The organism is Rhizobium sp. rho-13.1 (genome assembly GCF_007000305.1).
In the GTDB taxonomy this organism is placed as follows: domain Bacteria; phylum Pseudomonadota; class Alphaproteobacteria; order Rhizobiales; family Rhizobiaceae; genus Rhizobium; species Rhizobium rhododendri.
In genome coordinates this window covers 622,395-644,962 of the sequence record NZ_SCFL01000002.1, presented here as the reverse complement: position 1 = coordinate 644,962, position 22,568 = coordinate 622,395, and the positions used below count along the sequence as shown (strand labels likewise).

The 22,568-nt window shown below is 61.2% G+C and carries 21 protein-coding genes; 7 read left to right on the top strand and 14 right to left on the bottom strand.

Annotated features, from left to right (window positions below):
* Positions 1–113: 113 nt before the first annotated feature.
* Positions 114–1,271, top strand: a complete 1,158-nt coding sequence (locus tag EQW76_RS09555) for a PA0069 family radical SAM protein (RefSeq protein WP_142824135.1) — start codon at positions 114–116, stop codon at positions 1,269–1,271.
* Positions 1,272–1,384: 113 nt separating this feature from the next.
* Positions 1,385–2,059, top strand: coding sequence for a ribonuclease HII (locus EQW76_RS09550; RefSeq protein WP_142824134.1), 675 nt, complete (start codon positions 1,385–1,387; stop codon positions 2,057–2,059).
* Positions 2,060–2,111: 52 nt separating this feature from the next.
* Here the strand turns inward: EQW76_RS09550 and EQW76_RS09545 are convergent, their stop codons facing one another.
* The 11 genes from EQW76_RS09545 to EQW76_RS09495 all read right to left on the bottom strand — a co-directional run bounded on the left by EQW76_RS09545 (position 2,112) and on the right by EQW76_RS09495 (position 12,885).
* On the bottom strand, positions 2,112–2,603 hold the full coding sequence (locus EQW76_RS09545; RefSeq protein ID WP_111217638.1) for a F0F1 ATP synthase subunit B: 492 nt from the start codon (positions 2,601–2,603) through the stop codon (positions 2,112–2,114).
* Between the two features lie 3 nt (positions 2,604–2,606).
* Positions 2,607–3,188: a F0F1 ATP synthase subunit B gene (locus tag EQW76_RS09540; RefSeq protein WP_142824133.1), complete on the bottom strand. Its 582-nt coding sequence runs from the start codon at positions 3,186–3,188 to the stop codon at positions 2,607–2,609.
* 75 nt (positions 3,189–3,263) lie between these two features.
* The gene (locus tag EQW76_RS09535; RefSeq protein WP_111217634.1) at positions 3,264–3,491 is read right to left on the bottom strand and encodes a F0F1 ATP synthase subunit C; all 228 of its coding nucleotides are present in this window, start codon (positions 3,489–3,491) and stop codon (positions 3,264–3,266) included.
* Between the two features lie 68 nt (positions 3,492–3,559).
* Complete coding sequence (locus EQW76_RS09530) at positions 3,560–4,312, bottom strand: F0F1 ATP synthase subunit A (RefSeq protein WP_111217911.1); 753 nt, start codon at positions 4,310–4,312, stop codon at positions 3,560–3,562.
* Between the two features lie 80 nt (positions 4,313–4,392).
* Positions 4,393–4,737 (bottom strand): AtpZ/AtpI family protein, encoded by a 345-nt coding sequence (locus EQW76_RS09525; RefSeq protein WP_142824132.1) that lies wholly within the window; start codon positions 4,735–4,737, stop codon positions 4,393–4,395.
* 266 nt (positions 4,738–5,003) lie between these two features.
* On the bottom strand, positions 5,004–6,185 hold the full coding sequence (locus EQW76_RS09520) for a cell wall hydrolase (protein WP_244616945.1): 1,182 nt from the start codon (positions 6,183–6,185) through the stop codon (positions 5,004–5,006).
* A gap of 96 nt (positions 6,186–6,281) precedes the next feature.
* Entirely contained in the window at positions 6,282–8,183 is a 1,902-nt protein-coding gene (locus tag EQW76_RS09515) for a potassium transporter Kup (RefSeq protein ID WP_111217627.1), read from the bottom strand.
* 17 nt (positions 8,184–8,200) lie between these two features.
* Entirely contained in the window at positions 8,201–9,178 is a 978-nt protein-coding gene (corA, locus tag EQW76_RS09510; RefSeq protein WP_142824131.1) for a magnesium/cobalt transporter CorA, read from the bottom strand.
* Between the two features lie 416 nt (positions 9,179–9,594).
* Positions 9,595–10,770 carry an Mrp/NBP35 family ATP-binding protein gene (locus EQW76_RS09505; RefSeq protein WP_142824130.1) on the bottom strand — a complete coding sequence of 392 codons (1,176 nt, stop codon included), beginning with the start codon at positions 10,768–10,770 and terminating at the stop codon, positions 9,595–9,597.
* A gap of 376 nt (positions 10,771–11,146) precedes the next feature.
* Positions 11,147–11,881 carry a LuxR family transcriptional regulator gene (locus tag EQW76_RS09500; RefSeq protein WP_142824129.1) on the bottom strand — a complete coding sequence of 245 codons (735 nt, stop codon included), beginning with the start codon at positions 11,879–11,881 and terminating at the stop codon, positions 11,147–11,149.
* A gap of 206 nt (positions 11,882–12,087) precedes the next feature.
* Positions 12,088–12,885, bottom strand: a complete 798-nt coding sequence (locus tag EQW76_RS09495; protein WP_202617131.1) for an IclR family transcriptional regulator — start codon at positions 12,883–12,885, stop codon at positions 12,088–12,090.
* 110 nt (positions 12,886–12,995) lie between these two features.
* On the opposite strand from EQW76_RS09495, the gene EQW76_RS09490 reads away from it, so the two are divergent.
* From EQW76_RS09490 to EQW76_RS09470, 5 genes are all read left to right on the top strand, one after another.
* On the top strand, positions 12,996–13,784 hold the full coding sequence (locus tag EQW76_RS09490) for an SDR family oxidoreductase (protein WP_142824128.1): 789 nt from the start codon (positions 12,996–12,998) through the stop codon (positions 13,782–13,784).
* Positions 13,784–14,713: a 2-dehydro-3-deoxygalactonokinase gene (locus EQW76_RS09485; RefSeq protein ID WP_142824127.1), complete on the top strand. Its 930-nt coding sequence runs from the start codon at positions 13,784–13,786 to the stop codon at positions 14,711–14,713. The genes EQW76_RS09490 and EQW76_RS09485 overlap by 1 nt, the downstream gene beginning before the upstream one ends.
* On the top strand, positions 14,710–15,342 hold the full coding sequence (locus EQW76_RS09480) for a 2-dehydro-3-deoxy-6-phosphogalactonate aldolase (RefSeq protein WP_142824126.1): 633 nt from the start codon (positions 14,710–14,712) through the stop codon (positions 15,340–15,342). The genes EQW76_RS09485 and EQW76_RS09480 overlap by 4 nt, the downstream gene beginning before the upstream one ends.
* 4 nt (positions 15,343–15,346) lie before the next feature.
* Positions 15,347–16,234 carry an SMP-30/gluconolactonase/LRE family protein gene (locus tag EQW76_RS09475; protein ID WP_142824125.1) on the top strand — a complete coding sequence of 296 codons (888 nt, stop codon included), beginning with the start codon at positions 15,347–15,349 and terminating at the stop codon, positions 16,232–16,234.
* 278 nt (positions 16,235–16,512) lie between these two features.
* A complete protein-coding gene (locus tag EQW76_RS09470) occupies positions 16,513–17,070 on the top strand; it encodes a PRC-barrel domain-containing protein (RefSeq protein ID WP_142824124.1) in 558 nt (185 codons plus the stop codon).
* Positions 17,071–17,142: 72 nt separating this feature from the next.
* Here the strand turns inward: EQW76_RS09470 and EQW76_RS09465 are convergent, their stop codons facing one another.
* The 3 genes from EQW76_RS09465 to EQW76_RS09455 form a co-directional block, all read right to left on the bottom strand.
* Positions 17,143–19,188: an NADH:flavin oxidoreductase gene (locus EQW76_RS09465; RefSeq protein ID WP_142824123.1), complete on the bottom strand. Its 2,046-nt coding sequence runs from the start codon at positions 19,186–19,188 to the stop codon at positions 17,143–17,145.
* 131 nt (positions 19,189–19,319) lie between these two features.
* Positions 19,320–20,675, bottom strand: a complete 1,356-nt coding sequence (locus EQW76_RS09460; protein WP_142824122.1) for an EAL domain-containing protein — start codon at positions 20,673–20,675, stop codon at positions 19,320–19,322.
* A gap of 111 nt (positions 20,676–20,786) precedes the next feature.
* Complete coding sequence (locus EQW76_RS09455) at positions 20,787–22,523, bottom strand: response regulator (RefSeq protein ID WP_142824121.1); 1,737 nt, start codon at positions 22,521–22,523, stop codon at positions 20,787–20,789.
* Positions 22,524–22,568 lie beyond the last annotated feature (45 nt).

Here is a 22,568-nt window from a genome sequence, read left to right as displayed (position 1 = left end):
TACCAGCGCAGTTTTCCGCATTTTGTTCTTGCATTGTTCTCATTGCTGCGATAGGAATTTAATCAAGGTCAGACATCGGGATGCACGGGCATCCCCTGCCGCTGGAGCCACCGATGAACCAACAGTCCCTTGCAGGGCAGGCCGCATTCGCGCCTGCCAACACGGCAGATATGGCTGATGCACTGATCGTTTCGTCCGGTCTGCGGATCGACATCGACCGGCGGCGTGGCCGCGGTGCTGGGCTCAATCCTGGCGGTCGCTTCGAACTATCGAGCCGCGAGAGCATCGACGACGGCTGGCAGTCGCTGGAAGACCTGCCGCCCTTCAGGACCGAGGTGCAGATCGAGAAGGCGCGGACGGCGATCACCCGCAATACGTCGCCGGACATTCCCTTCGATCGCTCCATCAATCCTTACCGTGGCTGCGAGCATGGCTGCATCTACTGTTTCGCGCGCCCGACGCACGCCTATATGGGGCTGTCTGCCGGACTGGATTTCGAGGCCAAGCTGTTTGCCAAGCCGGATGCGCCGAAGCTGCTGGAAAGGGAACTGGCTAAACCAGGCTATGAGCCGAAGGTCATTGCCATCGGCACCAACACCGATCCGTATCAGCCGATCGAGAAGGAATGGCGGATCATGCGCCAGATCCTGGAGGTGCTGAACCGGGCCAACCATCCGGTATCCATCGTCACCAAATCGGCCATGGTGCTGCGCGACCTCGATATCCTTGGCGAACTCGCTGCAAAGAACCTCGTGCGCGTCTCGCTGTCGGTCACCACCCTCGACCGCAAGCTTGCACGCACCATGGAGCCCCGCGCTTCGACGCCGGCACGCAGACTGGAGGCAGTCCGGATGCTTTCCGCGGCGGGCATCCCGACGTCGGTCATGCTGGCGCCAATGATCCCGGCACTCAACGACCATGAACTCGAGAAGATCCTGGATTCGGCCAAGGCTGCGGGCGCCGAGGAGGCCGGCTACGTAATGCTGCGCCTGCCGCTCGAAGTCAGTCCGCTGTTTCGCGACTGGCTGCTGCAGAACTACCCGGACCGGTACCGGCATGTGATGTCGCTGGTCCGCGAGATGCGCGGCGGCAAGGATTACGATGCGGATTTTGGCAAGCGGATGAAAGGTGCCGGACCCTACGCCTGGCAGATCAGCCGTCGGTTCGAGATGGCGACCAAGAGGCTCGGCCTTACGCGCCGCAGCATTAGACTGCGCACCGATCTGTTCGTTCCCCCGGATGGCAGTGGCGTTCAACTGTCGCTGCTCTGAAAACCCATTCCTGCGGACGGTTGCCCTGACTGTCCAAAGGATATCCCCCGGCTTGGCCGCCCCAATGCCGGGGGACTTGCAGGAAATCGGGTTGGCGTGCGAGGGTCAGCCGCATGACACGTCGCACGCCACCCGATTCTCCTCAGCTCTTCGAAGACCTGCCGCTCGTCCCGGATTTCACGCTGGAGCACTCGGCGCGCAAAGCAGGCCACTGGCCGGTTGCCGGCACGGACGAGGCAGGCCGAGGTCCTCTCGCCGGGCCTGTCGTTGCTGCAGCCGTCATCCTCGATCCGGATAACATTCCCGAAGGCCTGAACGATTCCAAGCAATTGTCGGCTGCCAGACGGGAAGAGCTGTTCGAGTTCATCATTGCGACATCGACGATCTCCATCGCATCGTCCAGCGCCGGACGCATCGACGCGACCGATATTCGCAAGGCGAGCCTCGATGCCATGCGTCGGGCTGTCTGCGGTCTTGCGATCGCGGCAGGCTTCGTGCTTGTCGACGGGCTCGACGTGCCACCCGGCCTCCCCTGCTCCGGCAGGGCTGTGGTCAAGGGCGACCGGCGGTCGCTGTCGATCGCCGCGGCTTCGATCCTTGCCAAGGTAACGCGCGACCGGATGATGGTCAGGGCCGGCATGGTGTTTCCGGCCTATGGCTTTGCGGCACATGCCGGCTATGCCACCGCAGTTCATCGCAGCAGCATCGAACTCGTCGGCCCCTGCCCTCTGCACCGCATGAGCTTCCGGCCGATGCGCAAGGATGTCCTCGCCAACGAAACCCCCTAAATGCAAAAAGGCCGGGACGATGCCCGGCCTTTCGCATTGATGTGTACAAAGCTTAGTTCAAGCTTGCCTTGACGTCGCCAAGCGCTGCCTGGAACAGCTTCGCTTGAACACCGGCGTCTGCCTTGCTGGCGATGACGGTTTGGGCTGCGGCGATTGCCAAGTCGACAGCGGCAGCGCGAACTTCCTTGATGGCGTCGAGCTCTGCCTGCTTGATCTTCTGCTCGGAAATTGCCGTGCGGCGTTCGACGAATTCTTCCGTCTTCTTCTTGGCTTCGGCTGTCAGCAACTCGGCTTCGCGAGCGGCAGAGGCAACGATATTGGCCGCCTCGACTTCCGCTTCCTTGCGCTTGCGCTGGTACTCGGCCAGCAGATGCTGGGCTTCCTCGCGCAGACGCTTGGCTTCCGACAGATCGTTGCGGATCTGGTCGGCGCGCTCGTCGAGCGACTTCGCCATCATGCCGGGAACCTTCATGTAGACGATGAGGGCGATGAACAGCAGCAGGCCAACGAGGGCGAAGAAGGTTTCGTCCAGATGGAATTCCATGGCTTATGCCTCCTGCTTGACGTTGGCGACAGCAGCGGCAACCTCGGACTGCGAAGCCGGCATACCGATCAGCTGCTCGACCACGGATGACGCAGCCTCTTCGGCAACAGCGCCGACGTCGGCAAATGCCTTCGCCTTGATTTCGGCGATCCGTGCTTCGGCGGTCTTGATCTTTTCGGCCAGGCTTGCCTCGATGGCACGGCGTTCGGCTTCCGCCTTCGCCTTTGCTTCGGCGCGGGCTGCGGCACCGATAGCATTGGACTTGGCACGGGCTTCTGCCAGTTCGCGCTCATAGGTCGCGACAGCGGCGTCGGCTTCGGCCTTCAGGCGTGCGGCTTCCTCGACATCCTGCGCGATCCGGGCGTGCCGGCTCTCGAGGATCCCGCCAACGCGTGGCACGAGGACTTTCTGCATGACGATGTAGAAGATGGCGAATGTAATCACCAGCCAAAGCAGCGCAGACGGAAATGTCTTGGGGTCAAAGGGCGGGAAAGACGCGTGATGGCCTGGGGCCACACCCGTTTCCGTGTGCACTTCGCCGGGTGCCGGCGCGGCTTCTTCAGCATAAGCCGGAGTCACAAACATGCTCACCTCCAGTGGTGCAAATACGAAGAATCACGGCTCGCTTCCCGCAAGCCGTGATCCATCAAACCGTACAAATCAAACGGCGAAGAGGAGGAGGAGAGCAACGAGCAGCGAGAAGATGCCCAAAGCTTCCGTAACGGCGAAACCGAAGATCAGACGGCCGAACTGGCCATCGGCAGCCGACGGGTTGCGAAGAGCGCCCGACAGGTAGTTGCCGAAAATCGTGCCGAGGCCGATGCCTGCGCCACCCATGCCGATGCAAGCGATACCGGCGCCGATGAACTTTGCTGCTTCTGCGTCCATGTTAGAAACTCCTTAGATTGATAGGTTTTGGCTTTGACTGGTGCACGCGGCACCAACGACTTTACTTCTCAGTGGCCGTCCGGATGCAGCGCATCGTTCAGATACATGCATGTCAGCACTGCAAATACGTAGGCCTGCAGGAATGCCACGAGAAATTCGAGGGCCGTCAGAGCGACGGTCATGATGAGAGGCAGGATGGCACCACCGATGCCGAGCGCGCCAAGGGCTCCAAGCGAGGCAACGAAGCCTGCGAACACCTTGAGCGTGATGTGACCAGCCAGCATGTTGGCAAACAAACGGACGGAAAGGCTGATCGGCCGGGCCAGGAACGAGATAACCTCGATCGAAATGACAAGGGGCAGCAGCACTGCGGGAACGCCCTGCGGCAGAAACAATTTCAGAAAGCCGAGGCCGTGCTTGAAAAAGCCGTAGACCACGACAATGCCGATCACCAGCATCGACAACGCGAAGGTGACGATAATCTGACTTGTTACCGTGTAGAAATAGGGGAACATGCCAAGCAGGTTGGCGGTCAGCACGAACATGAACAGCGTGAAGACCAGCGGGAAGAATTTCATACCGGCGGAGCCAGCACCTTCACGCAGGATATTGGCGATGAATTCGTAGGACATTTCGGCGACGGACTGGGCGCGGCCCGGGATCAGGCTGCGCGACGCCGTTGCGAAATAGAGAAATCCGCCAGCCAGAACGACCGATGCGACCATGAACAGCGACGAATTGGTGAATGAGAAATCCAGCCCGCCGATTTCGATCGGAACGATCTTATTGATCTGGAATTGATGAATCGGACCGTTGGCCACCGCGCGTTCTCTCTCACTTGCCCGCCTCAGCAGCGGATATCCATGCTTCGAAGACATGCGCTGATGCGCAGTCTTGTTGCCTATTTCCTGTCCGACTTGCTGTCGCCGACCGTTGGGGTGGATACCTTCCCGGCCATACGCAAGACATTCAGCACACCAGCACAAAACCCGAGGAGCAGGAAAATAATCATGCCCCACGGTCCGGTGCCAGCCAGACGGTCCAAGAAGTAGCCGATGAGTGCGCCGACAATGATGGCAGAAACGAATTCGCTGGAGAGTTTCAGTGCTTGAGCATAGCCTTTGCGGCTGGCCTGAGCCCGAGCTTCCCCCCGTTCGGCTTCCCCCGTCGCAGCGCGTTTGTTTGCCAGTTCGGCTCCCAATTGCGCCCTACGCTTTTCAAGACCTTCGTCCTGATCCCCCACCATGGCGCCCTCCCTGCTGCCGTTCCTTAACGCTACCCTTCCCCGATAACCTAAGAACGAACTGGAGGCTTAGCCACCTTTCGGCCCGTTTTGAACTCGGGCGAACATAGTTTTATGGAAAAGCATAGTCAAGACGTAGAAAGCACATGTCCCGCCATTAATAAAGGCAGGCAAATCATCGACTTATATGCGCTTGAAGGGAGCTTTGCGAAATCACGACAGAAAGTCGCACCCGCTGCCGCGGGCGCCGCGTCCCGGGGGTCGGGCGGTCAGCTCCAGCCGCCGCCATACGTCCGATAGAAGAGATGCATGCCGATGCGGCCGACGTTGACCATCTCGGCCGCCCAGCGCGGCTTGACGTAGACTGCATGGTAATGGGTCGCGGAGCCGACTTCCGGGAGCCAGATCTTGCCGGCCGTCACCGCCATCGCCACCTGGCGGGCGATCTGCCAATGAACGGGCGAATTAACGCGGTCCTTGACCTTGTCGCAGGCGAAGGAAAACTGGCAGGCGTTGGTCCAGTCCTCGTTCTGGTAGACGACGCCGCAGATGGTTTTCGGATAGGCCGGGTTGCGGACCCGGTTAAGAATGACCTGCGCCACGGCCGCCTGCCCCTTCACCGATTCGCCACGGGCCTCGAAATAGATGCCGGTCGCAAGGCACTGCTGTTCGTCCGGTGAAAATACGGCTGCAGGCAACACGCTTGCCGCCCAGAGATGGTCCTTGGCGCCGATCTGCGGCACGAAACGGCCGCTGTCGGCAGGTTGCTTACTCAGGATGCTGTCGAAGGGCGAGACGGTGGCATAGTCGGGCCCGGGCTCGGCATAGCCCAGCGCCAGACTGTCGGCGACAGGATTGGTGACGAGGCTTGCGAGAATGGGTGGAACACCGCCATCGGCCTTCAGGGGCTCCTGCTTGGAAAACAGGAAGGCTGTCTGCACGCCGCCGTCGCCGATATCGTCCTTGACGAACGCCGTCTTCTCGCCGGTGCCGGAGGTGGGCACGTCGAGTTCCGGGTGGAACAGCAGCGTCGTGCGCTGCAGGATGGAGCCGGCGGTGAAATCTTTCGGCGGCGACATGGGAACGACGTCCGTCACCCTGCCCTTCTTGTCGCGGCGGCGGACGCGGTCTTCGTCCGGGCGCGGGTCGCTGCCTTTTTCCTTGGACTGGAAAGCAATACGCCGCCCAACCGGCAACAGCATGCCGCCACCCTCGATGCCGCTTTCGTCGGCATTGGCGAAGGCAAGCTCCGCCTGATGGATGGAGCCGGCCGGCGACGTCGTCAGCACCATGCGCCAGTTGCTGCCCGAATCGTCGGAGCCGGAGAGCAGCCCGGCAATGTCGGCCTGCGCTGATACGGAGGGGAAAATCAGCCAGGCGCAGCAGCCGAAGACTGCGGGCGAAAGCCAGTTTCTGGGTTGCCGGCGAGGCTTGGCCTGGTACGAACTCATGCGACGCAACACCCACTCCATCACCGACGGGAACATTAGCAGATAATGTCCTATTAACCTTGATAGATGGTTAATTTCGCCGAGATCCCCCGCCGATCAGATGATGACGTGCGAGCCGAGTTCGACCACGCGGTTGGCCGGCAGGCGGAAATAGTCGGACGGGTCGGTCGCGGCATTGGCGAGCGCGATAAACAGGCGGTCCTGCCAGTGCGGCATGCCCGATTTTGCATCCGGCACGAGCTTGCGGCGTCCGAGATAGAAGGAGGTCGACATGATGTCGAACTTCAATCCGGATTTGCGCAAGGCGGCCAGTGCCTGCGAGACGTTCTGCGATTCCATGAATCCGAAACGTAGCTCGACACGTGAAAACCGCTCTGAGACCTTTTGCACCGTGTAGCGGTCGCTGTTGGCGACCCTTGGCTTGTTGACCGTGCGGATGGTCAGGATGACGTTCTTTTCGTGCAGAACATGGTTGTGTTTCAGATTGTGAAGCAGTGCTGCGGGCGCGGATTCGGGGTCGCTGGTCAGGAAGATGGCGGTGCCCGGAACGGAAGCCGGCGAGTGGTCGCTCTTCCGCTCGATGGAACTGACGAACGACGGCAGCGGAATATCCGTATGACGAGTCTTTTCCATCAGGATCGCCGTGCCGCGTCGCCATGTCCACATGACGACCGTGAAGGCGGTGGCGATCATGACCGGAATGTAGCCGCCGTCGTGGATCTTCAGCAGGTTGGCGCCGAGGAAGACCATCTCGAGCAGGAACAGCGGCATCAGCACGACGATGGTCAGAGGCAGCGACCAGTTCCAGCGAACGCGGACGAACTCGAAAGCCATGACGGAAGTCACCACCATCGCGCCCGTCACAGAGATCCCGTAGGCGGTCGACAGCGAATCGGAGGTCTGGAAACTCAACACGAGGAAGATCACGCCGAAGAACAGCAGCGTGTTGACCGACGGCAGAAAGATCTGGCCGGTATTGGTCTCAGAGGTGAAGAGGATCTCCATGCGCGGCAGGAAGCCGAGATGGATCGCCTGGCGGGTGAGCGAGAACGCCCCGGTGATGACCGCCTGGCTGGCGATGATCGTGGCGCAGGTGGCAAGGAATACGACCGGTAGCAGCGCCCAGTGTGGGAACATCAGGAAGAACGGATCGGACATGGTGAGCGGCTCGCGCAGCACCATGGCGCCCTGGCCGAGGTAGTTCAGCGTCAGCGACGGGAAGACCAGCGCAAACCAGGCCCACTGGATGGGTCGGCGACCGAAGTGGCCTAGATCGGCGTAAAGCGCTTCCGCACCGGTAACGGTCAGGAAGACCGCCCCGAGCACGATGATGCCGAGAATGCCCTCGTGCATCAGGAAGGTGATGCCGTACCAGGGATTGAAGGCGTTGAGGATGCCGTAGTCGTCCGGAATACGCAGCAGGCCGGCGACGCCGATGACGATGAACCAGACGGCGGTAATGGGCCCGAAATAGCGGGCGACGGCGCCGGTACCATGCGACTGGATGGCAAACAGCAGCGCCAGGATGGCGACGGCAATCGGCACCACATAGGGCCCGAAGTGCGGCGTCACCAGCTTCAGGCCTTCGACCGCCGAGAGAACCGACAGCGCCGGAGTGATCATCGCATCGCCGAGGAAGAGCGCGGCGCCGCTCAGCCCCAGGAACATCAGCACGGCGGTATGGCCATTGGCGGTCTTCAGCAGCAGCGCCAGCAACGAGAGTGTGCCGCCTTCGCCGTCGTTATCGGCGCGCAGCAGGAAAAGGACATACTTGAAGGTGACGATGATGGTGAGCGCCCAGAACATCAGCGACACGAGGCTGATCACCTCGCCGCGCGTCAGGCCGTCGGCGGCAACCGGCTTCAATGCCTCGCGAAAGGCATAGAGCGGGCTCGTGCCAATGTCGCCATAGACGACGCCGACGGAGCCGAGCGTCAGGTAGAAGAGTTTGCGCGGGCTCATCTTCCTGTCAGGAGAATGATCGATTTCGTGAGACATTCGGGACCACTAGGCTCTCAGAGCCAGCCTTTCCAACGAAAAAAGAAGAACGGGACGACGGCCGAGACCACCATCAACACGAGGGAGGCAGGATACCCGAACGTCGAGTGCAACTCGGGCATATGTTCGAAATTCATGCCGTAGACAGACGCAACCAGCGTCGGCGGCAGGAACACGACGGAAGCAATCGAGAATATCTTGATGATGGAATTCTGCTCGATATTGATCAACCCGAGCGAAGCATCCAGCAGAAAGGTGATATTGCCGGCAATGAAAGACGCATGTTCCGAAAGAGACTGGACATCCCGCGTCACGTTGCGACAGAGATCCTTGGTCTCGCGATCCTGCTGAACAGCCGGGATCGTATGCATGAAGGTAAGAAGTCGCGACAGCGACATCAAGCTATCGCGCGACTTGCTCACCAGACGGTGGTGGCCGGCGACGTCGCGCAGCTTTTCCTCGAGATAGTTCGAAGGACGGCGGACTTTCCGCGCCTTGTCGCCGAACACGTGGGTCGACAGCACATCGATCCGCGACACGGCCTGCTCGAGGATCTCGGCGGTACGATCGACGATGGTTTCCATCAGCTTGGCGAGCAAGGCGGCGCCGCTGCGCATGTCTTCCGGGATCCGGTGCAGTGCTGCTATGAACAGGGCAAAGGATTTCGGATTGGCATAGCGGATCGTCACCAGCCTGTTGCCGACGAGAATGAAGCCGACGTCGGTCAGGCTCGGCAGCTCGGAGTCGGCTTTCCATACCAGGGATGCGGTCAGGAAGACGGCGCCGTTCTCGTTGTAGAGGCGGCTCGATGGCTCGATGTCCTTCAGATCGTCACGGGTCGGAACCTGGATGCCGAGCAGCGCCTCGAGCTTGTCTTCTTCCTCGCGGGTCGGGTCGACCAGATCGATCCAGACGATGTCGTCCGAGATGGTGCTGGCGGCAACGATATCGGCGCGCGGCACCGATTTGCAGTTGGAACGGTAGGCAGTGATCAATGGCCTACTCCTGCCATGGACCGGAAACGGCGGGGCAGACAGCCGACGTCATGGCGCTGCATGCGCGACGACTGCGATCCTAGGGACGAAATCTCTGAAAATTTCATAAAACTCCGGGACGCGTTCTGCCGATCCTGTCGGGAAGGCGTATCCATGCTCCACTGCGTTGCAGTACCAATTTCGCGGGCGGCGCACAATTCCCTTGCGCGGCCACGAACCGAAGTTTCCAACAAGCCGCCCGCTGCCCCAGGGCATATCCGGCGACCATCGCATCGGCGGCGCATATGCAGCATAGCGGACAAAGAATCAAGTCCAACCCCTTTTCCCGTGCGCTTTGACCGCAGAAACGGCGCGACGGCATGGGTAGCACATTGTGCCGACAAGGCAATGCGGCGGCACTATGGGGCACGTGCATGCTATTCGAAGACGATTGCCGGCGCGGCGCGCAGAGGCTGGCCGGTCACCTGCGCCCACACCTTGGTGGCGATGTCGCGATAGACGCCGGCAATCACCCCGTCCGGTTCGGAGACCACAAGCGGCGTGCCGGCATCGGATGTCTCGCGGATGTTGATCGTCAGCGGCACCTCGCCGAGGAACGGCACGCCGATGCGCTCCGCCTCCAGCCGGGCGCCGCCGTGACCGAAGATATCGTAGCGTGCGCCTGTGTCGGGGGCGATGAAATAGCTCATGTTCTCGACGATGCCGAGCACCGGCACCTCGACCTTGCGGAACATGTTGAGGCCCTTGCGGGCATCGATCAGCGCCAGGTCCTGCGGCGTCGAGACGATGACGGCGCCGGCGAGCGGCACCTGCTGGGCCATCGTCAGCTGAGCATCGCCAGTGCCGGGCGGCATGTCGACGACGAGCACGTCAAGCTCGCCCCAGGCGACCTCGCGCAGCATCTGCATCAGGGCCGATTGCACCATCGGCCCGCGCCAGATCATCGCGGTTTCCTCTTCCACCAGGAATCCCATCGACATGACCTTCAGGCCGTAATTCTCCATAGGCACGATAATGCGGTTTTCGATCTGCTGGGGGCGACCGGAGAGTTTCAGCAGCCGTGGCATGGACGGACCGTAGATATCGGCATCGAGCACGCCGACGCGCAAACCGTTGGCAAGCAGCGCCAGAGCAAGGTTGACCGCCGTCGTCGACTTGCCGACGCCGCCTTTGCCTGATGCGACAGCGATTATGGCTCCGATGCCGGGTACGCCGATCTTTGCGCCGCGCGACGGAGGCGATGCAGCCTTTGCCGGCTGCGCGTGGGAATGGCCGTGGCTATGGGGAGCTGGGGCCGGGCCCGGCTTTGGGGGTGTCGGCCTCGGGGGTGCGGATCCAGCCTTCTTGTCGGCGGTCAGAGTCACCAGAGCGCCCTTGGCGCCAGGGATTTCCTTGACGGCACGCTCTGCTGCCAGGCGCAGCGACTCCAACTCGGTCGCCTGGTCAGCCGGAACGGTGATGGAGAAATAGACCTTTGCATCGGAAATGAAGATGTCCGAGACCATGCCGAGTTCGACGATGTTCTTTTCGGTGTCTGGCCCGTGAACGGTCTTCAGCGTTTCGAGAACCTGTTCCTTCGTGACGTCGGCCATGCGGCAAAACTCCCTGCTTTTGTCAATCCAGTCATAGACCTTCATGCGCATCTGCCAAGAGGCAGTGCTGATTTTACAAGAGTTTCAAGATCCCAAAATATGAAGGCCGCTGTCTCGAACGGTGCTGGGAGGAGCATCACGTTGTCGACAGCGGCCTGTATCATCCGCGCCCGTTGACCGGCGCTGTTATGAAAGTCCCCTCTGGACCTGAAAGTGATGATGCAGAAAGCGTGCCAGTTTGGGATGAAACAAAAAATGCATTGATTTCAAGGGGCGCAGGGCGAAGCCCGGAACGGCGCAAGAAGAAATTCAGCCGGAGCAGAGCCATTTTCTTAGGCGACCAGTAAATCACTGCATAAATATTACGCAGATACTTTCACTTGATGATGCCGATGCGCAACGCCTTCGCCACAGCCTGGGTGCGGTTGACAGTGTCGAGCTTTTTGGTCGTGCGGTTGAGATAGTGATTGACCGTGTGCTCGGACAGCCCGAGAATTTCGGCGATCTCGGCACTGGTCTTGCCGGCTGCCGTCCAGGTCAGGCAGTCGATCTCGCGGTCGGTCAGCGGGTCCGTCAGGCGCGTATCAATGTTGCGGATCGTGCCGAGCTGCTCGAAGATATGAATGGCAATATAGCTGAGATCGCGCATCTCGTGGGGCGTAAAGGCTTCACGCTCGCCTGAAAAGGAAACTGCGCCACGAAGACCGGACGCATCGTGCGTCGGAAAATACGCACCGCGCGGAATGCGAAACCGCTCCAGCAGCCCGACAATCGTTTTCGTCTTTCCATCGTCGCGCTCCATATCGGGGCTCGACGAGTCGAAACAAAACGGCAGGGTGGAATTGCGCAGGTGACGCATCACCGTGCTGTTCACCAGGAGACGCTCTTGGTCGTAGAGCGTGAGGAGTTCCGGCGGCCAGTTGGTAACGACCGTGTTGCTCTGCAATGCGAAAGAGGTGGTCGGCGGCAGGTTCAGGACCAAGAATGTCCGGCAACGATAGGCGTCGGCGACACGCTTCAAGAATCTGAAGACGTCGAACTGTGTTTTCAGGCCCGCAATTTCAGAAACGAAATCGTGCGAGCTGAGTACCGCCTGATCCATGAGCCCCATGATACTATCTTCTACACGCAAAATCGAAACGAAATCACGATTTCCCAAGCCGGCGCGTTCGAAAACATGCGCCAGCAAGCGGCGCGTCAACATGGCCAAGATGAGGCAATTACTCAACTACAAAATCCAAGTAAAAGAGTAGCACCATATCTTTGTCCCCAGTCGCGGTTCTATTACCGGTTGCCGGGACCATCTGATGCTATCGCCTAGAACTTCGCGCGCGGACCGAGGCGAATTTCGATATCGGCAGAGATCGACATCGCTGCCGCCTGCACCAGCGGCGCCCATTGGCGCAACCTATCCTCGGTGACACGATAGGCCGGCCCTGTAACCGAGATACCTGACGGCGGACGCGCGCTAACCGGCGGGATAGCGGCGGCAACGCAGCATATGCCGGCTTCATGTTCTTCCCTATCCAGAGCGTAGCCCCGCAGCCGAATATCGCTGATCTCTCCGAGCAGCGTCGCCTCCGTCAGGTGCGTACGCGGCGTGAAAGCCACGAATTCCATCCGCGCGGCCCGGGCATGGAGCTCGGCATCGTCCAGCGTCGAAAGCGCTGCCTTGCCGACGCCGGTGCAGTAGGCCGGAGCGGCATTGCCTATATGCGAATACATGCGCACGGACTGGCGGCCTTCGACTTTGTCGAGGTAGATGACCTGCAGATCCTGCAGAATTCCGAAGTGGACGGTCTCGCCTGTCTGGTCGTGGAGCAAAGCAAGATGCGGCTCGGCGATGCGCCTGATATCGTTTCCGGCCCAGCTGCGGGCTGCGAAGGTGAGAAGGCGCAGTCCCGGGCGATATCGCCCATCCCTGTCCATCTCCAGCAGGCCTTCGCGCACCATATGGCCGAGTTGCCGGTGCAGCGTGCCCCTCGGCTGTCCGGAAATCTCCAGGATATCGGTGAAGCGCATCGGCGTGTCCGACAGGGCAATGATGTCCAGCAACGCCATGACCTTGCCCAGCGTGCCGGTGTCTGCTGTCGTCGCGCGCTCGCTCCCCGCCATGCTCTTGCCTTTACGAAGGGCGACGAAATGGATGCATCGCCGGTTGACACAGCTGGACGCTAGTCGGATAATTCCAAATAGTCAAATTGAGTTCCGAATAATGGAATTCGATGCGACAGGAGGATATTTTGAAGACACCGTCTGCGCAAATTGCCGATCTCAAAGACAAGGCCGTCCTCATTACCGGCGGAGGCTCCGGCATCGGGGCAGCACTGGTTGAAGGTTTCGCGATGCAGGGCGCACGGGTTGCCTTTATCGACATTGCCGAAACCGCGAGCCGGGCGCTGGCCGCGCGGATCTCGAACAGCTCGGCGCATCCTGTCTCCTACTACCATGCAGACCTGCGCGACGTATCGTCCATCAGGAGCACCGTTGCCGCCATTGAATCCGACTTCGATGCGATCCGGGTGCTGGTCAACAATGCCGGATGGGACGGTCGGCATCAGTTCGATACGGTATCGGAGGCGGATTGGGACGATAGCCAGGCCATCAACCTGAAGCAGATGTTCTTCGTGTCACAGGCCGTCGCGCCGCTTATGCGGGCTGGTGGCGGTGGCGCGATTATTAATTTCTCGTCGATCGCCTTCATGCTCAACATGCCCGACGTGCCGATCTACGCGACTGCCAAAGCCGGCATCATCGGCCTGACCAAAAGCATGGCTGGCCGACTGGGGCCGGAGGACATCCGGGTCAACGCGATCCTGCCCGGCATGATCGTCACCGAGCGCCAGAAGGAATTGTGGCTGACCGACGAAAGCATCGCCAGGATGGTCGACCGCCAGTGCCTTAAACATGTTCTCACGGCAGAGGACCTCGTCGGTCCCTGCCTTTTCCTTGCATCGGACCTCGCAGCCGGCATCACGGCGCAGTCCATTATCGTTGACGGAGGCGTTTTCTGATGGAAAGACCAGCCTATGTGGCTGTCGATTGGGGCACCAGCAGCTTTCGACTGTGGCTGATCGGGACGGATGGCAACATTCTCGGTGAGCGTCGGAGCGGCGAAGGCATGACGACCGCAGCCAGCCTCGGCTTTGCCGGCGTCCTGCAGGCGCATCTCGACAGCCTCTCGGTTCCGGCCGACGTGCCCGTGATTATCTGCGGCATGGCCGGTGCCCGGCAGGGCTGGGTCGAGGCCGGCTATATCGACACGCCGACCTCGCTCTCGGCGATCCTCACCGGAGCAGTGTCCGTGCCCGGGCAGGAACGCGACATCCGCATTCTTCCGGGCCTCGCCCAACGCTTGCAGGAGGCGCCCGACGTTATTCGTGGCGAAGAGACGCAATTGCTGGGAGCGCTTTCCGGTGAGAGCCGCGGCGAGCAGATTGTCTGCATGCCCGGCACCCATTCGAAATGGGTCCGCGTCGTCGATGGCACGGTTTCCGGCTTCTCGACATTCATGACCGGCGAACTGTTCGACGTCATCAGCAAGCACAGCATTCTGGCGCAGGCTATCGCCGGTGCCGGCGAACCCGATACCGCAGCGTTCGAGGCTGCGGTGGGCGCGATTTTCAGGCAGCCGACAATGGCGACCAGCCTTCTGTTCGGTGCCCGCTCCGGGCAGCTGTTGCACGGGCTTTCGCCGGCCGGCGCCAAGGCCTGGATTTCCGGAACACTGATCGGCGCCGAGATCGCCGGCGCCCTGTCCTCTGCCGGCGACGGTGCGACAATCACGCTGGTCGCCTCGGGCGGCCTGCAATCGCTCTATGAAACCGCCTTCAAATCCTTATCTATATCCTACCAGACAATCGACGCCGATGCCGCCGTCCGCCGCGGGCTTTCCGCTGCCGCCAAGGCAATCTGGCCAAACGATGAGAGAACAGCCGTATGACCCGTATCCCTTTCCCGCCGATGAAACGTCCGCTGATCGCCATTCTGCGCGGCATCAAGCCTGAGGAAACGCAAGCCATCGTCGGCGCGCTGATCGAAGCCGGCATGACGGCCATCGAAATTCCGCTGAATTCGCCGGATGCATTTCGCTCCATCGAAATGGCCGCCAAGATGGCACCGGCCGATTGCCTCATCGGCGCCGGCACCGTGCTGGATGTCGAGAACGTCGACAGGCTCGATGCTGTCGGCGGCAAGCTGCTGGTAACGCCGAATGTCGAGCCTGCAGTCATCAGCCGTGGTCGCGACCTCGGCATGGTGACCATGCCCGGCTGCTTCACCGCAACGGAGGCCCTTTCGGCCGCCCGCGCCGGCGCTACCGGCCTCAAGTTCTTCCCGGCCGGCGTGCTCGGCGCTTCCGGTATCACCGGTATCCGCGCCATCCTGCCACCGGAACTGACGATCGCTGCCGTCGGCGGCGTTTCCGACCAGAATTTCGCCGATTATACCAAGGTTGGTATCCTCGCCTTCGGTCTCGGCACCAGCCTCTACAAGCCCGGAATGACCGCCGCCGATGTTGCAGAGCGCGCGCGCGTCACCATCTCTGCCTATGATGCAGCAATAGGAGCGTGACGGCATGACGGACATTCACGAATTCCAGGGCAACATCCTCTGCGACACCGCATCGGTGCTCGGGGAAGGCCCGACTTACGATCCGGCGACCGATACTGTCTGGTGGTTCAACATTCTCGGCAAGGAACTGCATGAGTTGCAGCTCGGAAGCGGCCGGAAGAAAGTCCACGAGTTGCCGATGATGGCAAGCGTGCTGGCGCGTATCGACGCGGACAGGCAACTGCTGGCGACGGAACAGGGTCTGTTCATCCGCGACATCGCCACCGGCGCCCTCACCTTCTACCTGCCGCTCGAAGCGGACAAGCCGGAAAACCGCTCCAACGACGGCCGGACGCATATCTCGGGGGCGCTGTGGATCGGTACCATGGGCAAGCGGGCGGAAATGCAGGCCGGCGCCATCTATCACGTCGCCGCCGGCAAGGTGACGAAGATCTTCGACGGCATCAGCATCCCGAATTCCATCTGCTTCTCGCCGGATGGATCGTTCGGCTATTACACCGACACGAGGATCAGCCGGCTGATGCGTGTCCTCGTCGACCCCGCGACCGGCCTGCCCATCGGCGAGCCGACGGTGCTGGTCGACAGCTCGGCGGATATCGGCGGCATCGACGGTTCGGTCTGCGATGCCGACGGCTACATCTGGAACTCTCGCTGGGGATCGGGCTTCGTCGATCGCTACAGCCCGGATGGCCTGCGCATCGAGCGCCACCGCGTACCTGCCATGCAGCCCTCCTGCCCGGCCTTCGTCGGCCCCAATGCGGACCGCCTCGTGGTGACGACCGCCTGGGAAGGGCTCGATGACGAGGCGCGGGCGACACAACCGCAGGCTGGTGCCCTCATGGAGCTCGGGATCACGGTCAAGGGCGTCTTCGACCCGGCTTACATTCTCTAATATATCGCGACTAATTTGCGGGAATTCGAAAGGCGTCGGCGACTGTCCGGCGCCTTTTGCACGTGGTGAGAAAGCCCCGCAGCCATACGTTTTGCGTCAGTTAGCGCCATTCCGGCCTTTCTTGAGGATCATCGCAAAAGACCAATTTCATCCGTTTTTTCGAGGAACAAAGCGTAGATTCGTCCATTTCCTATACGAACCGGCATGATGATGGTGAGCCTGAGACAGGCGCCGCCCATGTCGGGGGTCAACCGATCCACTCGAAAGGAAGATTGACGATGAATACCAAGTTTATGACCACTGTCGCTACCGGCGCTATCTTTGCAGCTGCCTCCGTCTTTGCTCCAGTCGCCTTCGCGCAGACTTCAACGACACCTTCGACAACCACGACACCGATGGCAACGGCACCGTCGACAGACGCGCCGGCTGCAACTTCCACGGGTTCCTATATCACCCAGCAGTCGCCAGATCAGGTCAGCGCCAACACCTATATCGGTCAGTCAGTCTACAATGGTGCCAATGAAAGCATCGGCAAGGTGAGCGACCTCATCATGCAAAAGAACGGCGGCATCGTTGCGGCCGTGGTCGGCGTCGGCGGGTTCCTGGGTATCGGCGCCAAGAACGTTGCAGTTCCGATCAGCAACATTTCCATCGCCCAGAACACCGACGGTACCGTCAAGCTGACGACATCCGAGTCGGCCGACACGCTGAAGTCGGCTCCGGAATTCAAGACACTTGCAATGCAGTCCTCCGAATCGTCGTCTTCGACACCGGCGACAACGGCTCCGGCCGGCGGGACGACTGCTCCGGCTGACGGTTCCACGACCACCAAGTAACCTGACGGCGGGTTATAACAGACGTAGATTATCGGCGGCGGCGTGAAAACGTCGCCGTTTTGCTATGCGACGTCATAGCAGCGAACAGTATCGCAGAGCGTCATAGATTGCGGCGTGGACGTTGCGGCTGGAGACTGCGTCGCCAATGCGGATCAGGTCGAAGCTGCCCTCGGGATTGCTCGTCCGCAAGGGCTGCGAGCGTGCGATCAGCGAACCGTAATCCACTGCTCCGAGGTTTCGCGACAAGGGCTTGAGTTCTTCGTAAAGCTCGGCATTGGCCATGGTCCCGTGTTCGACCACCACCTGCGACACGCGGCGCTCCATCCGGCTCTTTTCCGAGTAATCCGACCCCAGCACGGCCACAAGGCCGTTGCCCTCACGCCGCACCGATTTGAGGCGCGTGTTGATCGTCACTCGGACGTTCTTCTCGGCGAAGACCCTGGCGTAGGGAACGTGGTTCATGCCGCCCATCTCCGGCGCAAAGAACCGCTCCGGCGAGACCAGCTCGAGGTCTGCGCCGGCGGTGGCAATAACTTCTGCAGCCGACATGCCGGGATGGCCGCCATTGTCGTCGAACAACAGCACGCTGCCCTCCGGCTTGACGGCACCGGCGAGAATATCCCAGCTCGAGGTCACCAGCTCGTCACCGGCCTCCAGCTCCGGCGACTGGGCGATGCCACCGGTGGCGACAACCACAAGGTCCGGAGCAAACGGCAGCACCTCGTCTGCCGAGGCATAGGTGTCGTAGTGGATCATGACGCCGAGACGCTCCAGCTCCTGCAGCCTCCAGTCAACGATGCCGATCATTTCCTTGCGTCTGGAATTGCGGACAAGGAGATTGATCTGCCCACCCGCCTGCCCGCTTGCCTCGAGGACGTCGACATGATGCCCGCGTTCGGCCAGAACGCGCGCCGCCTCGAGGCCGGCCGGTCCGGCGCCGATGACGACGGCCTTGCGGGCAATTTCGGCTTTCGCAATGTCATGGCCGATCTCTGCCTCGCGGCTGGTGGCAGCGTTGTGGATGCACAGCGCCTCGCCCCCTTCGTAGATGCGGTCGAGACAGTAGGTGGCGCCGACGCAGGGGCGGATGCGGGCTTCCTCGCCGGCCATGATCCTGTTGACGATATGCGGATCGGCGATGTGGGCCCGCGTCATTCCGACCATATCGAGCTTACCCTCGGCGATCGCATGGCGGGCCGTGGCGACATCGGCGATGCGGGCAGCGTGGAACACCGGGAACTTGGTAGCCGCCCTGATATCACCGGCAAAATCGAGATGCGGCGAAGCGCGCATGCCCTGGATCGGGATGACTTCGTTCAACGCAGCATCGCTGTCTATATGGCCGCGGATGATGTTCAGGAAATCGATCTGGCCGCCGCTGGCAAGCATCTTGGCGATGGCCACGCCTTCCTCGCGGGACAGTCCCTTCTCCCAGTCTTCGTCGGCCACCAGGCGGATGCCGACGATGAAGTCAGGCCCGACGGCCTTGCGGACCGCTTCCGTGACCATAGTCGAAAAACGCATGCGGTTTTCGAGAGATCCGCCGAACGCGTCGTCGCGGTGGTTGGTGGCCGGTGACCAGAAGCCGTCCATGAGATGGCCATAGGCCTCGAGCTCAATACCATCGAGACCGGAGGCCTGCATCCGCACCGCCGCAGCCGCATAATCGGCGACGATGCGCTCGATATCCCAGATTTCGGCTTCCTTAGGGAAGGCGCGATGGGCGGGCTCGCGGATCGCCGAAGGCGCCAGCACAGGCAGCCAGGCGCCCTTGTTCCAGCCGGTGCGCCGGCCGAGATGGGTCAGCTGGATCATAACAGCTGCCCCGAACTCATGACAGTCGTCGGTGAGCGCCTTCAGCCACGGAACGATTTCGTCCTTGTAGGCGTGCAGGTTGCCGAATGCCGGCGGCGAGTCGGGCGAGACCACGGCAGAGCCCGCGGTCATCGTCAGCGCGATACCGCCCTTGGCTTTTTCGCGGTGGTACAGGCGATAGCGATCGGTGGGCATTCCACCTTCGGAATAGGCCGGCTCATGGGCCGTCGACATGATGCGGTTTTTGAGCGTCAGATGCTTTAGCTGATAGGGTTGCAGCAGGGGGTCAGTCGGTTCGGCCATGATATGTGTTCTCTGCATGCCAAGGGTTCGTCATGACAGACATCATTGCCGAGCTGGATGCAGAATGCGAGGCCTATCGGCGGCGCGCGGTGGTCGCGCAGCGGCGCGATCGAAACAGACACCCTGGAGTGTCAGGCGTTGGCGTGATCGCTCAGCGCGTAATAGCGTTCGTGCAGATAACGTAGCGTGGAGGCGCCATCGACGGGCCTGCCGTAGAAATAGCCCTGCCCCATGCCGCAGCCGAGGGAACGCAGCTTTTCGGCCTCGTCGCTGTCCTCGATGCCTTCGGCCACCACCTCGAGGTCCAGCCCTTCGCACATGGCGAGAATGGCCTTGATGATATGTTCGGATGCGCGGTCGCTGTTGATGCGCGAGACGAAGGCGCGATCGATCTTGACCTTGTCGAAAATGAACTCGCGCAGCCGGCCAAGGCTGGATTGACCCGTGCCGAAATCGTCGAGCGAGATGCGGACGCCGGCGGCGCGCAGGTCAGTGATGATCTGGTGGGCGGTCTCGGCAGATGTCATGACTGCGGTCTCGGTGATTTCCAGCTCGAGCCGTCGTGGATCGAAGCCGACGCGCGCAAGAATTGCCAGCACGCTGCTGCTGGTGCCCGGATCCATCAGCTGCGCCGACGAAAGGTTGAACGACAGGAACAATTCGCGCGGCCAGGCGAGTGCTGCCTCCGCAGCCTTGCGCAGCAAGGTCTCGGAAAGGGCATCGATAAAGCCTCGCTCCTCGGCAAGCGGCACGAAGACGGCCGGCGAGACGAAGCCGAGATCCGGATCGCTCCAGCGGGCGAGCGCCTCGAAGCCGACCACGGTGTCGTTGGCGAGCGAAACGATGGGCTGGAAGTGAACGTCGATCGCGTCGGAGATTATGGCGTTTCGCAGGGCCTGCTCCAGCTGCGTCGCCCGCTTCATCTCCTCGGCGATTTCATTGGAATAGACCGTGATCTGGCCGCGACCACGACGCTTCGACCGGTAAAGGGCGGTCTCTGCACTTTTCAGCAGGGCATCGAAGTTGTCGCCGGCAAAGGGGTGTATGGCAAGACCGAAGGACGCCGAGAGTCGGACGTTGCGGTCGCCGAGGTCGTAGGGCGCGGAAAGCACCTCGCGGATCATCTGGCCGAATTTCTCGCCGCCGACACGCTCGAACACCAGCGGCAGGACGAAGGCAAATTCGTCGCCATCGTGACGGGTCACGGTTGCGCCATCAGGAATGCATGCCTTGAGACGGTGGGCGACCTGGCAGAGGATTTCGTCGCCGGCTTCTGCGCCGAACAAGTCGTTGATCGGCTTGAAGGCGTCCAGGTTGGCAATGGCGATTGTAAAGGGCGCAGGATCGCTGGCACGCTCTTCCGCGAGCAGCCGTACGCGGTCGCGCATGCGATACCGATTGCCCAACCCGGTCAACGGATCGGTATATGCCATGGCCTGCAGCTCAGTCTGGCTAACGGGCAAGGGCGGCAAATCCGGTGATTTCATCTGCAATTCCGACACGTCTCCCACCCATGGGGCAGAATGCCGGCTAAGTCTTAAAAAATGGATAGCGACGCCCTGGCGAGACCGGGCGGGAGAGGCTGCGCGCGCTTGTCGCTAAGCAGTTTCGCGGGCCTGTGCGTTGCCGAGATGCTTGAGGAACACCAGTTGCAGCATGTCGGTGCTCACGGGTTTCAGGATCACGTCGTCCATGCCGGATGCAAAGCACGCATCGCGATCCTGGTCGAGCGCCTGGGTCAGGACGCCGACGATCGGCGTTCGACTGGCCGAACCTGCTTCGACCTGCCGGATCAGCCTGGTTGCCTCGAACCCGTTGAGGCCGGGTAGCGTGATGTCCATGAGCATCAGCTGGGGACGGTATTCGGTCCACATCCGCACCGCCTCATCGCCGGTGGAAGCGATCTTGTAGCTATAGCCGAGGCCTTCGAGGATCTGCGAAAAGACGATCTTGTTGATGGCATTGTCTTCAGCGACCAGGATCTCGCAGCTGTTGTCTTCCGTGCTGATCGAGATTGGCCAGATTTTTTCATCGGGATGTTTCGGCGCGAGCCTCTTGCCGCGCATGTTGCGGTTGAAATACCGGGCAATCCGGAAGGTCAATTCATTGGCGAGTTGCGCGCCGTCGAGGCAGAGGGCCGGGATATTCTGGCGTTCGGCCAGCTCCATGCCGCGCACGCCGATCTGGTTGTCGATGACGACCAGATCGATGCGAACACCGAGCGAGCTTGCAAAATCGAGAAACGCCGCCTCCTCGCCCTCACTGCGCACCACGCAGGCCTCAAACCCGTATTTAGCAAGCATCTTCAGGGCTGTCGATTCAGCCGCAAGATCGTTGGTAACGAGGAGTATCTTCTGACCGTTGAACGTTTCAGGGGTGAACGTTTCCATGGCGGGCAGTCTGTGCAGGGCTGCCTGCAAGGTCTCGACCGGGACATAGGCCCGCCGATAGCTGCGGTCACCGGATTCGGTGATGGCGGACGCAAGGCCGAACTCGTCGAAATCGGCGCCGTCGGTCGGCAAATCCTGCATCGTGGCGACGAGAAAATAGCGGCCGGGCTTGCCGATCCTCAGCTTGCGCGTGACGATGTCCCGCTCCATGCCGCTGCGGTCGATCTGCCGCTGGCGTGAAATCGACAGGTCACCGGTGTCGATCACGTGCTGGTCGCTTTCACCAAACCGCTGGGCGACATCGGTGGAAAACAGGTCGCTGCTCTTGCGCCCGAGGATCTCGTCGGCGGACTTCTGATATTTGTCGCAGAGCGCCTTGTTGACGGCGACGTAGGTCAGGTCCCTGTCCTTGACGAACAGCGGAAAGGGCAGGTTGTCGAGGATATCCTCGGTGAGCTGAACGCGCTCGAGGTCCGCCCGCCACTGCTCCTCGCGTTTACGGGTCTCGGAAATATCGGTGATGATGCAGACACCGTAGCCGCTGGAGAGCCGGCGCTTGGTAAAGCGTACCCAGCGATCGGCGCCATGGCGCTCGGTGAATTCGTACCGTTCGCGCCAGTGGGTGGCGATCGTCTGAGACAGCCAGTCCTCGCGGCTGCTCGGAACGGGTCGCTTGCCGGCAATGTCGCGCTGGCGGATACCGGTGTCGAAGACGGCACCGAGGAAATCGCGCAGTCGGGTTTGCGGCCGCAACAAGTGCTCGGAAATCGGGTAGAAATTCAGAACCTGGCGGCTGGCAAAGAGCAGCGTATCGTTTTTATCGTAGACGAAGAATGCGGACTGCAGCCCCTCGCAAATCGCATCGAAAAGCGCCGTCTGCAGCGTGCCATCGGCAGGCGCATCGTCATTGACGGAGAGCACTGCCTTCTCAAACTCGGCAGTCATTCGTCCGATTCCCCTATGGCATCGATCACTGAGAGGCCCTCAGGC